This is a genomic window from Longimicrobium sp., assembly GCF_036399935.1.
GTDB lineage: Bacteria > Gemmatimonadota > Gemmatimonadetes > Longimicrobiales > Longimicrobiaceae > Longimicrobium.
Map to the genome: position 1 here is coordinate 45,901 of NZ_DASWMD010000076.1, position 11,869 is coordinate 57,769.

8 protein-coding genes and 1 riboswitch are annotated in these 11,869 nt (G+C 72.2%); all 8 genes read right to left on the reverse strand.

The genetic code is table 11. From position 1 onward, the window contains the following. Positions 1-60: 60 nt before the first annotated feature. Positions 61-156, reverse strand: a riboswitch (TPP riboswitch). Positions 157-195: 39 nt separating this feature from the next. The 8 genes from VGB24_RS23450 to VGB24_RS23485 all read right to left on the reverse strand — a co-directional run bounded on the left by VGB24_RS23450 (position 196) and on the right by VGB24_RS23485 (position 11,867). Further along, entirely contained in the window at positions 196-1,434 is a 1,239-nt protein-coding gene (locus VGB24_RS23450) for a tetratricopeptide repeat protein (protein ID WP_331075357.1), read from the reverse strand. Further along, on the reverse strand, positions 1,431-2,678 hold the full coding sequence (locus VGB24_RS23455) for a hypothetical protein (RefSeq protein ID WP_331075358.1): 1,248 nt from the start codon (positions 2,676-2,678) through the stop codon (positions 1,431-1,433). Before VGB24_RS23455 ends, VGB24_RS23450 begins: the two co-directional genes overlap by 4 nt. A gap of 643 nt (positions 2,679-3,321) precedes the next feature. Further along, positions 3,322-4,449, reverse strand: a complete 1,128-nt coding sequence (locus VGB24_RS23460) for an NAD(P)/FAD-dependent oxidoreductase (RefSeq protein WP_331075359.1) — start codon at positions 4,447-4,449, stop codon at positions 3,322-3,324. A gap of 4 nt (positions 4,450-4,453) precedes the next feature. Next, positions 4,454-4,903, reverse strand: coding sequence for a hypothetical protein (locus VGB24_RS23465; protein WP_331075360.1), 450 nt, complete (start codon positions 4,901-4,903; stop codon positions 4,454-4,456). Next, positions 4,900-7,599 (reverse strand): LodA/GoxA family CTQ-dependent oxidase, encoded by a 2,700-nt coding sequence (locus tag VGB24_RS23470; protein ID WP_331075361.1) that lies wholly within the window; start codon positions 7,597-7,599, stop codon positions 4,900-4,902. The genes VGB24_RS23465 and VGB24_RS23470 overlap by 4 nt, the downstream gene beginning before the upstream one ends. 22 nt (positions 7,600-7,621) lie before the next feature. Then, positions 7,622-9,772: a tyrosinase family protein gene (locus tag VGB24_RS23475; RefSeq protein WP_331075362.1), complete on the reverse strand. Its 2,151-nt coding sequence runs from the start codon at positions 9,770-9,772 to the stop codon at positions 7,622-7,624. A gap of 335 nt (positions 9,773-10,107) precedes the next feature. Next, entirely contained in the window at positions 10,108-11,007 is a 900-nt protein-coding gene (locus VGB24_RS23480) for a hypothetical protein (protein ID WP_331075363.1), read from the reverse strand. Positions 11,008-11,009: 2 nt separating this feature from the next. Further along, a complete protein-coding gene (locus tag VGB24_RS23485) occupies positions 11,010-11,867 on the reverse strand; it encodes a hypothetical protein (protein ID WP_331075364.1) in 858 nt (285 codons plus the stop codon). Positions 11,868-11,869: the final 2 nt, after the last annotated feature.

An 11,869-nucleotide genomic window follows, 5' to 3' on the forward strand; every position in this document is an offset into this window, starting at 1 on the left:
GCGACCGCATCATCCCCGTACGGTCCGTGGCGGGCCGGGTACGGTGGATGGGAACCGTCGATGGACGACACGCCGCGCTCCCTACGCCGGTGTGAACCGGATCAGGTTCCAAGGGACTGTCTCAACCCCGCGGACGGGGTACCCCTGGCGGCTTGCGAACGGAAGGTAACCGGCGGATGCGCCGCGCACCAGCGGTCAGCGGCGGCGGGGCAGGAACTCGGCGAGGAGGTCGGAGAAGGCGAGGCCGCCCACGGCGATCCCCACCCAGGTTCCCGCGGCGTCCGTGCGGCGGGCGTGGTGAAGCACGGCGATCGTTGCGGGGATGGCCATCAGCACGAGGTACACGACGTACGTGGCGCGCGGCCACCCGGCGGCGGGCTGCTGGATCCCCATCACGGAGATGGTGAAGAGCACCGCCAGGATGGCCGCCAGCCCGGTGCCCCGCGGTGCGCCCAACGTCCAGGCGATGCCGAGAATCGAGCCTGCCAGGAGCAGCACGCCGACCAGGATGGATACGGTCCGCGCGGTGCGGTCCAGCAGCGTGCGCCCGGCCGGGTCGCGCAGCAGCACCAGGTCCGCCAGCGGGCGTGCGGCCCAGACGAACACCGCCGTCGCGGCGATCAGGGCCCGGAGCACCAGCCGCAGCCATGCGGGCTCCACGAACGTGGCGTACATGATCAGCGCAACGGCGAGCGCGACGGCCACCCACCTCAGGTTCGGCTGAAACCAGTAGAACCGCAGCGCGGCGGGCAGGAACACGCGATACAGCGCGTTCCGCGCCCGCATGGCCTCCAGCAGCCCCACGCGCGGCCCCCGCTCGTCGGCGTCCAGCCGCAGCGACGTGCGGAAGTGGCCGATGGCCGCGTCCGGATCGCGGCGGCGCAGGGCGGACCACCCCGCGTTTGCCTGCACGGCGTGGTTCTCCGGCGCCCGCTCCAGCGCGCGGGCAAAGTCCGCCTTCGCCTGGGCGTGCCGCCCCAGCCGCGAGCGCAGGGTGCCGGCCGTCATCAGCACGCGGGGGTCGTCGGGCGTCACGGCCAGGGCGCGCTCCGCGAACTCCAGCCCCTGCGGCAGCCAGTCGCGGCGGGCCATCAGCTCCGCCATGTGCACCAGCAGCTCGGGCATCTCCGGCGCCAGCGACAGCGCGGTGAGGCCCGCTTTCCTGGCGTGCTCCCACGTCCCGCGGCGGGCGGCGACCAGCGAGAGCGCGTACCAGGTGAAGGGCGTGTCGGGCTCGTGCAGGGTGGCGCGGATGGCCGTGTCCATCGCCTCCACCGCGCGGGCCGGCTCCTCCGCCAGGCACAGGGCCAGGTAGGCCTGCATCACCCCGTTTTCCGGCTCGTCCCCCAGCACGCGGCGCAGCTCCTCTTCCGCCAGCCGAAAGCGGCGGCGGTCCATCAGCAGCTGTGCGCGGGCCAGGCCGGGGTGGCTCACCGGCGCCCCGGCAGGTACTCGGCCAAGACGTCGGCGTACAGCAGTCCGGCGGCTGACGCCATCAGCCACAGCACCGCGTCGTCCTGCCGCTGGGCGAACCGGAAGAGGGAGATGATGGCGAAGACGGCGAGCAGGCCCACGAGGGCGCCGAACACCGCGCGCTGCCGCCCGGGACGCGTTCGGGGCGCGGTCGAAAGGGGAATGGTGAACTGCACGGCGAGTATGGCGGCCAGCGCGACGGCGCCCGACGGGCGCAGCTGGTGCGCGACTCCCAGGGCGGCCGCGACGGCCAGGAGTGCCGCCGTCCCCACGGCCGCGGCCTTCCGCACGGGGTCCAGCACCTGGCGCCCCTCCGCGCTCCGCAACAGGAGCAGGTCGGCCAGTGGCGGGGCCGTCCAGATGAGGACGGTCAGGGTGAGGCCCGTCACCTGCAGCGCCAGCAGCGGCCGGGGAGGGAAAAAACCGAGCGACACGGCGAACAGGAACAGGAACGAGAAGGCGACGACGACCCACTTCAGGAATGCGGGGAACCGCTTCAGACCCAGTGACAGGCGAAGGTAGAAGCCATACGCGGGGTTCCGCGCCCGCAGCGCCTCCAGCAGCCCGCGCTGCGACTTCGCTTCCTCCGGGTCCAGCCGCAGGGAGGTGCGGAAGTGCCGCACCGCCGCCTCGGCATCGCCCCGGCGTAGCGCCGCCCAGCCGGCGTTGGCCTGCACCGCCTTGTCGTCCGGCTCCAGCGCCAGCGCGCGTTCGAAGTTGGCGCGGGCCTGGTTGTGCAGCCCCATGCGCGACCGCAGCGCGCCCGCCGTCATCAGCGCATTCGCGTCGTTGGGCGCGATCTCCAGCGCGCGTTCGGCCAGGCCGAGCGCCGCCCGGTACCATCCCCTTGCCAGCAGCAGCTGCGCGCCGTTCAGCAGGAGCACCGCCGTGCGTGGGGCCCGGGACAGCGCCATGGCCGCCGCGTGCTCCGCCTCGTTCACCTTCCCGCACCGTTCCGCGACCCGCGCCAGCGCGTGCCACACCGTGGCGTCGTTGGGCGCGTACGCGACGGCGGTTTTCGCCGCCTCCAGGGCCTGTGCGGCGCGCGCCGGGTCCTCGACCATGCACAGGGCCACCTGCGCATGCATCATCGCGTTCTCTGGCTCGTCCCCCAGCCCACGGCGCAGCTCGTCCTCCGCCAGTTGGAAGCGGCGGTGGTTGATCAGCAGCTGTGCGCGGTCGAGGGCGGGGTGTCTGGTGTGCATGGGGCGAAGGTAATTTCTGCCCGACGCTCCGTCCATTGGTGACGAGGACGAGGGCAGGTCCAAAGGGGCAGGTCAAGGGGCGGGGACCAGGGTGAACCCGCGGCATCAAGCGCGGAGGTCCGGGGGTGGGGACCAGGGGCGGGTACCAGGGGCGGGTGAACCCGCGGCTGGAACAGCGGAAAGCCCCGACTCGGGCCGCTGTCGCGTCCCGCTCGGGGCTTGACCTGCACGCACGCGGCACCTGCCGACGCGCGCGATGTCATCCCGATGGAGCGGCCCCGATGAACCTGCCGATCCACCGCAATCCGCAGCGACTGAGGGATCCGCCACACACTCCCGGGCGCGCCTCTCGTCCTCCGCACACGACAACAGGCCAGTCCGCGCAGGCGGACATCGTGTGGTCTTTGCAGCGAATTCTTTCGCCCGTGCGGCCCTGGGACGGAGTGTTACCTCGGCTTTGCGCCCGGGTTCGGTGCGGGAGCTTCCGCGACTCGGAGATCCGTGTCGCTGCCGCGCCCCGGCTCAGTAGCGTCCCAAGTAAGATCCTTCGGCCCGCAAGCATCGGTGTGCGGGTGAGGGTGGTGCGCCTGGGCCTCTGGATGACAGAAGCCGGCGTCGACGACTGACACCCACCAGGCTCCCATCAGGCGCCGATGCCCGCGGGCTCGGGCTCCGGCGTGGGCGCGTGGCGGCGGCGCCAGAACTCGCTTTCCGGCCAGCGGCGCTCGTCGGCGTAGTACTTCGCGCGCGTCCGCAGGTAGCCCTGGAACTCGCCCTCCACGAACCGGCGGTAGCGGCGGATGCCGGCGTCGTCGCCCTTCGCCAGCAGGTCGCCCACGGCGTACGCGCCGAAGATGCCGGAGCGCAGCGCCTTCAACATCCCCTGCGACGAGAGCGGGTCGAAGGTCGATGCCGCGTCGCCCACGGCCAGCCATCCATCGCCCGCAGCGGGCGCCAGCCGCCGCGTGCGCGCGGCGCGCACCACGGGCGGGCCCTCCTGCACCGCGCCGGCGAGCGCGCTGCACGTGGCCGGGGCGGTGCGGCCGAGCAGCTCCGTCCACGCCCCGTCCGACTCCAGCCCCAAGGCCCGCGCGATGTCGGTGTCCGTCATGCAGGCGGCCACGCGGCGCCCGTCCGGCAGCGGCGCCGTGTACCACCACCCGTGCTCGAACGCCTCCACCAGCGTGTGCGGCGCGCCCCCGCCCCCCGGCTGGCGAAAGAAGCGGACGAACCCCGCCAGCCGGTCGTGCGCGCGGTGGCGCGCGCCCCCGTGCCGGCGGGCGAGCGACGCGCCGGCTCCCGTGGCATCCACCAGGAACCGCGCCCGCACCTCGTCCCCCGAGGAGAGGGAGAGGCGCCACCCGTCTCCTTCCCGCGCCGCGTCCAGCACCCGCGTGCCGCGGACCACCTCCACGCCCCGCGCCGCCGCCTCGCGCGCCAGCATGCCGTCGAACGCGGCGCGGTCCAGGTGCCAGCCCACCTGGCGGACGTGGAAGAGGAACTCGTTCTCGTGGGGAACCGCCGAGCCCCACGCCGCCGCCGTCCCGTACCCGGGATGATGCCCCTGCGCCTGGAAGGCGTCCCACACCCCCAGGTGCCGAAGCAGGTCGGCGGCGGGCGGCGCCAGCGTTTCGCCGACGCGCGCGTCCGCGTACGACGAGGCCTCGATCAGCGCGACGGAAATCCCCGGCGCGTGGGCGCGCAGGGCGAGGGCCGCCGCGCACCCGCCGGGGCCCCCGCCCGCGACGGCGACGTCGCGAACGCGCGTCATCCGCTTACCTGGCCTTGACCGCGTACCACGACGCCACCACCCCCGCGGGCGCGGTGCCCCCGCCGCTGGGGTGCGGGATGGTGCGCACGATGGAGCCCACCATCGCCACCTTCTGCAGCTCGCTGGTGCTGCCGGGCCACACCGGCACCAGCCACCCGATGTAGTCGTAGATCCACTCCGCCCCGTCCACCACGCCCTTGCCCTGGAAGCGCACCTGGCCGGGGTTTCCCGGGCTCATGGAGCCATGCAGCGCAAGCGACCAGTCGTCGCCGCCGATGGTGCCCGTCAGCTCCTCGGGAATGCTTCCCTGCTTGATGACGATGGTCCCGTACCCGAAGAACAGGTTGGCCCAGGGTGCCGGGTCCGTCGACGGGTCCGTGGGCGACAGTTTGGGGTCGTTCAGCAGGCTGCGGTACGTCCAGGTGCCCACGAAGGGGCTTCCGTCACCGCTCATCGCGAGTTCTCCGGCGTGCGGGGGGTGCGCTCCACCCCGACGTAGGCGTGGTCCGCGTCCTTGGGGTCCGCCGCGTTGCGGAGCACGAAGGGGAGCAGGCTCCATTCCGTCACCATCTTCAGGTCGCCCGCGTTGGTCTGCGTCACGCCGCGCGCCCAGTCCAGCCAGCGGTAGCTGCGCGCGCCGTTGGGCGCCACCGACTGCAGCTCGTAGTTCTGCATGGGCCGGTGGGCGGGCCACCACAGCGTTTCCCAGGTGCGCTGCTGCCGCTGCAGGAGCGAGTTCGTGGGGTTGTCGAAGTCGATCTCGTTCCACAGCTCGTAGGTGACGTCGATCCCCTGCGTGCTGCACTCGTTGAAGTCCGACTGCCAGGGCACCGCCATCGACTTGGTCAGGTCGCCCGGCTGCATCCCCTGGTCGAAGTCCAGCCCCTGGCTCAGCTGCTCGTCGGCGTACGAGATGTAGTCCGTTTCGGGGATGGTGCCGCGCCACTTGTTGGCCTGCGCGGCGGTCAGCGTGAAGTTGTAGAACGAGGGATCGGCCTTGATGCGCCACGGCTCGCGCCACACGGCGGGGTTGCGCATGATCCACCCCACTTCGCCCCCCGGGCAGAAGGCGCCGCCCACCACGTGAAAGAGCACCCCCTGGTCCAGGTCGCGCCCGGTGCGCAGGGGCCAGTGGGCGTACGGCTCGTCGGGGTTGGGAGCGGACACCCACTTCTCGTCGGCCTCGTTGATGAACTTGCCCTGCGCCCACTGCCCCAGCAGGTAGTACTGGTAGTCCGTCAGCCGCAGGAACTTGGAGGGCAGCACGTTGTTGATGGGGTTGTCGCCGGAAAGCAGGGGCATCAGCGGCAGGTTGAACACGCGCGTGGTGGCCCGCCCGCCGCGCACGAAGCGGTTCTCCTCGCCCGGCTCGCGCAGCAGGCTGAACAGGAACTGCCGCTCCGGCGCGTAGCGGTCGCGGGTGTTGGCCTTTACGCAGCGGCGGAAGCACTCCTGGTGCAGGTCGCCGCGCAGCAGCCGCCCCGCCTCGCGCTGCAGCTCGATCTCCGCCCGCCGCCACGCGCCCATGGGCTCCCGGTCTTCCGGGGCGGAGTTGTAGACGGGCGAACGCGACGTGTGCTGGATGGAGCCCTGCAGCTCGCCCTCGTCGCCCACGGGGCCGAACAGCTGGTCCAGCAGGCGGGTGATCTCTTCCTGCAGCCGCGCGCGAGAGCCCGCCCGCTCGGGGGCCTCGGCCGTCTTGCGGAACGCGGCCGCCAGCAGCCCGGGAGGCGTGTCCGGCGACACCCGCGGCTGCTCCGCCGCGGCGATCTCGTGCGCCACCTGGCGAAGCCCGTCCAGCAGCAGCCCGCCCGCCGGCGCGAACGCGGCGGCCTTGCCGGCGGCGCCGCGCGTTCCCTGGTCGCCGCTCTGGGCGGGAAGGCCGTCCAGCACCTCCTGGACGGACTCGATGAAGAGCGCGGCCACGCCGTCGGGCGCCAGGCACCCCTGCAGGCACTCGCCCACCTTCTTCCAGTGGGTCACCGGCGGCTTGCCGATGCGCTTGGGATCGAAGGTGCCGCGCGCCGTCTGGTTGTGCGGGTCGTTGCTCTGCAGCAGGATGCTGGAAAGGAACATGTACTGCTCCGGCCGCCACAGGATGGGCCAGATGTCGCGCCAGAACCAGGGCCGGTACTCGGGGTTCCACCCCAGCCGCCCCGCCTGCCAGGCCAGCAGCGCGCCGGTGTCGCGCGGGTCCACGCGCTCCGGGCAGTCCCACGTTCCCGCCTCGCCGTACAGGTCGGTCCGGTAGGCGAACCGGCGCACGGCCAGGTCGTACACCAGCTCGTCCATGGTCACCATGTCGGGAATCTGCGGCACGTAGTCGGGATACGCCGCGATCACCCAGGCCGGGTACTCCACGTCGATGAAGCGCTGCTGCTGCACCTCGTCGCTGAAGAACACCAGGCGCGCCATCACCGGCCCGTCGCTGGTGTCGTCGAACCAGCCGTCGTTGTTGGCGTAGTGGTCGATGCGGGGCTGCCCGAAGTCGTCGAACAGGTACGACCCCGCGTTGCCGTGCCCGCCCAGCACCAGCAGCCGCGCGCCGTCGTCCACCATCAGGTCGCCGAGCGTGTCGATGGAACGGGGCTTCAGCGGCGGGGGAAAGGTCGAGGCGTACATGGCGCCCGCGTCGCGCGAAAAGCTGGCCCGCCGCTCCCCGCGCAGCGACACCACCCGCGGCCCGGGGTCGATGATCAGGTTCTGCCGCGCCTGGTCGGCCGTCACCTGCGGGTTGCGCCGCGGGTGGTCGTCGGTGAAGCCGTGCTCGCCCTGAAGCTGGCGGAACTCGTACCAGCCGGCCTTCTTGTTGGCCAGGTGCACGCGCCACTGGATGTCGACCAGCTTCCCGTGGTTGCCGCCGCCGGACACCTTGTCGCCGATCTTCAGCGGGCGCCCGTCGGGGTGCTCGTCGTCGTACACCCACACGCCGAAGCGCGCCGCCTGCCGCCGGATGCGCCCCTCGTCGTCCTTCATCCGCTGCGCGCGCACCTCCTTCCCCGGCCTGGCGCCCAGCGGCAGCGAGTTGCCGTCCTGGTCGCACTCGGTGGGAAGCGCCGCCGGCTGCTCGGCGGCAATGCAGAACGCGTCGGGGCTGTTGCCCAGGCGGGCGATCCCGATCCCGGGGTGAATCCTGTATACCGTCGCCATCGCGAATGTCCTCGGGTGGGGGTCAGTCCAGGAAGTTGAGCGACAGGCCCTCCATGCGGAGCAGCTCGTTCTCTTCGCGGTAGTCGGCGCCGATGGCCACCAGCGTCACCTGCAGCGTGGCGGCGCCCTTTTCCAGCAGCGCCCGGGCGGCCTGGGTGACGTTCACGCGGTGGTTGCGCGGCGTGTTGTGGCTGCGCGGGCGCAGGTCGTACGGGCGGGCCTGGCCGGGAATGGCGCAGTGGCCCGGCCCGCCGAAGCACTCGCCGTGGCCGAACACGGCCAGGTAGCCGCCGAAGTGGTCGCCCTCGGGCGGGGTGTTGGCGTTGGCGTCGGGCAGGTTCAGGAACACGCGGACGAAGCAGGAGCGGTCCAGCTGGGGAACGCGGTGCAGCCGCACCTCCACCCGCCGCGGGTCGCGCGCGCCCTTGGGCACCTTCACGGGCTCGCTGACGAAGCGGCCCACCGGCGCCTGCAGCCCCACGGGAATGGAAAAGGCGCAGCGCACGTACTCGTAGCCGAAGCGCGTCATGTCGAGCGTGTCGGCCACGGTGTAGCCCCAGGGGGTGAGCACCGAGCTCTGCTCCACCGGCTGCGCGTTGGGGTTCAGCTGCTGCCACTCCCACCACAGCCGGTCGACGTTGGCGTGCACGGGCCAGAAGATGGGGTCGTACGCGGCGGTGAGGTTGCTGAACATGTCGCCGTACTGGGCGCTCCTCCAGGCGTAGAACTCCTGCTTGGTGTGGAACGGCCGCCCCGCCACGCGCACCATGCGGTTGCGCTCCATGTACGGCTGCTCGCGCATGGCCTTGGACGACGACTCGGCGGGCGGCTTCCTGTAGCGGGGGTTCTGCCCCCCCGTCCAGATGTGCATGGTGTTGTGCGGGTTCTGGTCCAGGAACCCGAACGCGTCGTTGTACTGGCTGCCGCCCCCGAAGTCGCGCCAGCTGCGCAGGGACATGATCTCGTCCATGTCCTTGGGCGACGGGTAGTGGTAGTGGATGGCCTCGTTGATGGTCTGGGGGTTGCCGCCGCCGTCCTGGTACTCGGCGGGAAAGCGCAGCGGGTACCAGAGCGGGTTGCTGTGCACCAGCGCGTCGATCAGGTGCCGTTCCAGCTCGGGATCGATGGTGCCGAAGCCGTCGAGCTTGCCCAGCGCGCCCAGGAACTTCGGGAGCGAGGTGAAGTGCCTGCGCGGCTCCACGAGCTTCCTTTCCACCTCGCGCGCCTGGTCGGCGTTCAGGTGGGGCTTCAGCACCTGGAACATCTCCGGCGTGATGTACGCCTTGAACGACTGCGGGATGATCCACCCCTTGTACGGCTGGTAGGGGTGGTACTGGGGCATCGTCCAGTCCCAGTACGGCATGGTGACGCCCGGGCAGACGTCCTGCATGGCCTGCTCGAACTCGTACAGGTACACGCGGTGCCAGGGAAGGAAGCGCTCCCATCCGTGCTGGCAGTGGTCCTGGTGGATGAGGGCCAGGTTGTTGTAGTTGCGGTAGTCGCGCGGCCACTTGTTCAGCGCGTACAGCTCGCGGAAGGCGTAGCGCAGCTGCTCCAGCTGCGCGTCGTCCATGCAGTCCAGGTTCATCCGCTGCTGCACCTCGGGGCGCGACGAGGCCGCCGGCCCGGTGCCGAACACCCGGGCGGCCTCGCGCGTCAGCCGCGCGGCCGTGTCGCCGTCCACCGCCAGCGGCTCCATGCGCTGCACGGGCCCGCCGCGCAGCTGGATGACGGCCAGCTGCCCCTGCCGGTGGTCGCCCGTGGGGCACCCGTCGTCGATCCAGTCGCTGATGAAGCGCACGTCGTCTTCGTCCACGCGCGGGCCGCCCCACGGCAGCCGCGGCAGCCGCGACCCGTCGAAGGGGGGCTGCCCGCGCAGCCCCTTCACCAGCCCCGAGGCGGCGCCCCGGCCCGGGTAGCGCGTGCCGGGCTCGCCGCCGGTATCCGCCGCCCCGCCGCCGCACCCGGGGGTCCCGCAGCCGCAGCCGGTGCCGGTGGAGCCGGCGCCCTGCGCGGGGGCCACCATGCGCACGCCGTGGATCTCGGCGGCCAGCAGGGTGTCGAGGTTCATCCAGAAGCGCCCGGCGCCCGCGTACACCGGCTCTTCCGGGTGCGCCCGCTGCAGGATTTCCTGCACCCGCTCCCAGCGGGTGGTGGTCGTCGCTTTCGCCATCGGTCGGTCTTCCTGTGGGTGCCGGTGCGGAGGCGCGGCGCGTCGCGCCTTTGAACGGAGGTGCTGCCCGCGGGGTGGTACCGGTACGTTCGGGGCTGCGCGGCTGGCAGGATGCGGGTGGACCGGTGGGGCTGGTCCGGACTGCGGGAGCAATCATCTGCTGCCAGAATGCGGACCAGCAGTTTGTGCGATGGCGCATCGGGTGTCAAGCAAACACCTGTCTGCAGCGGAAAGGCGCCGCCCCGGGGTTCGGAACGGCGCCATTTCGTTTCATGAAACCTTCGTTCCGGGCGACGACACCGGAGCGGCAGGCCGGCAAGCCGCCCGAACCCTCCTCAGCGTTCCTGGTGCCGGCGCGCGGCGAAGGCCAGGGCGGCCGCGCCGATCGCCATCCACAGCGCGATGGTGGCCGACCAGCGGGCGGGGTCCGGCACGAACCGTCCCGCGAACACCGTCGCGCCCGCCGGGGTCCGCAGGGCGGCCTGCTTCCACTCGCCGGCGGTGACCATCACCCCCCACCCGTAGCGCCCATTCACCAGGGTGGCCAGCTCCTCGCGCAGCCCCGCCATGCCCAGCAGCGCCCAGCAGAGCACGAACCCCGCGTACCAGCGCCAGGGGTGCTCGGTGGCGAGCGCCACCGCGCTTCCTACCAGGTACGCGGCCGTGGCGGCGGCGAACGGGACCATCCAGAGCCAGGCCTCCATCGGCCAGCGGTGGACGTAGAAGTCGGCGGGCGTGGGCCTGGGCACCTCGGAGTAGGGGCGCAGGGGCACGCGCGTGTCGCCCAGGGTCATCTCGCCGCCCATCATCCACGCCAGCAGCGCGCCCCAGAGCAGGAGCAGCCCCACGGCGGCCATCGTCCAGCCCCATCCGGCCGCCACCTTCACCAGCGCGTGGCGCGAGCGGTCCACGGGAAGGGACCAGAAGTAGCCCCGGCGGGCCGGGCCCTCGCCCTTCCACACCGCCATGGGGGCGAACAGCCCCACGAGCGTGCACAGCAGCGCCACCATGGCGAAGTGCATGTCGGCGGCGTGGCCGGGGGTCCGCGCGTGCTCCACGAGCATGGGCAGGGGGAGCAGCACCAGCAGCGCCGCGCCCGACGTCATCTCCGGCCTGGCACCGGCGGCGACGGCCCGCAGCTGCTCGCGGGCCACGCCGGCCCAGCGCGGGGCGGGGGCAGCCGTGCCTGCGCGCGGCGCGGCATCGGCGAGGGGACCGTTCACGAGGGTATCCATGGTCAGCGCTCCTGGTAGCGGCGCGCGGCCAGGAACACCCCCGCCAGCGCCAGTGCCATCCACAGCAGCGTGGCCACGGCCCACGCGCCCGCGTTCACCTGGTCTGCCAGGTTCCCCTGCCCGTGGCCCATGACCCCGGTGGAGTGGGTGAGCAAACCATAGCGGCCCAGGATCACCTGGGATCCCACGCGCTCCACCACCTGGTCCATCACTCCCCCGCTGGCGTCCGCCATCCCCATCACCACCATGACGCCGAACCAGGCGCCCGCGAACACCCGCAGCGGGTAGTTGGATAGCAGCGCCACGATGGTGCCGGCCAGGTACATGGTGGTGGCGCCCGCGAAGGGGGTCAGCCACACCCAGGGGTGCCCGGCCAGCGTGAGGTCGCGGATGCGCGAGCCCGGCGGCAGCTCGCGCAGCAGCATCGTCTCCCACTCTTCGTTGATGACGATGTTTCCGCCGCTCACGACCGCGACGGCCATCGCCCACACCACGTAGATGGCCACCAGCGCCATCAGCCAGGCCCAGCCGCTCCACACCCGGACCAGCGTGTGGCGGGCGCGGTCCACGGGCAGGCTCCACAGGTACGCGCGGCGCGACGGCTCCTCGTGCTTCCACACCGCGAGGGGCGCAAAGAGGCTCAGGATCACCACCGGCCACGTCATCTCGGCCACGCTGTAGTCGGCGCCACCCGGCTCCCGCGGCGCGACCACCGCCATCACCACCAGCAGCAGAAGCAGCACGGCGCCGATCTCCAGCCGCACCGACTGCCCGACGGTGTGCAGGGCCTCGCGCGCCACGATGCCGGGGGACGGCACCGGGCGCAGCGGCTCGGCGGGGGCGTTCAGGGTCGGTTCCATGG

Bases quoted from the DNA above. Each gene is read 5' to 3' on its own strand.
- VGB24_RS23455 (WP_331075358.1), bottom strand. From the start codon at position 2,678: ATGCACACCAGACACCCCGCCCTCGACCGCGCACAGCTGCTGATCAAC.
- VGB24_RS23460 (WP_331075359.1), bottom strand. From the start codon at position 4,449: ATGACGCGCGTTCGCGACGTCGCCGTCGCGGGCGGGGGCCCCGGCGGG.
- VGB24_RS23465 (WP_331075360.1), bottom strand. From the start codon at position 4,903: ATGAGCGGTGACGGAAGCCCCTTCGTGGGCACCTGGACGTACCGCAGC.
- VGB24_RS23470 (WP_331075361.1), bottom strand. From the start codon at position 7,599: ATGGCGACGGTATACAGGATTCACCCCGGGATCGGGATCGCCCGCCTG.
- VGB24_RS23475 (WP_331075362.1), bottom strand. From the start codon at position 9,772: ATGGCGAAAGCGACGACCACCACCCGCTGGGAGCGGGTGCAGGAAATC.
- VGB24_RS23480 (WP_331075363.1), bottom strand. From the start codon at position 11,007: ATGGATACCCTCGTGAACGGTCCCCTCGCCGATGCCGCGCCGCGCGCA.
- VGB24_RS23485 (WP_331075364.1), bottom strand. From the start codon at position 11,867: ATGGAACCGACCCTGAACGCCCCCGCCGAGCCGCTGCGCCCGGTGCCG.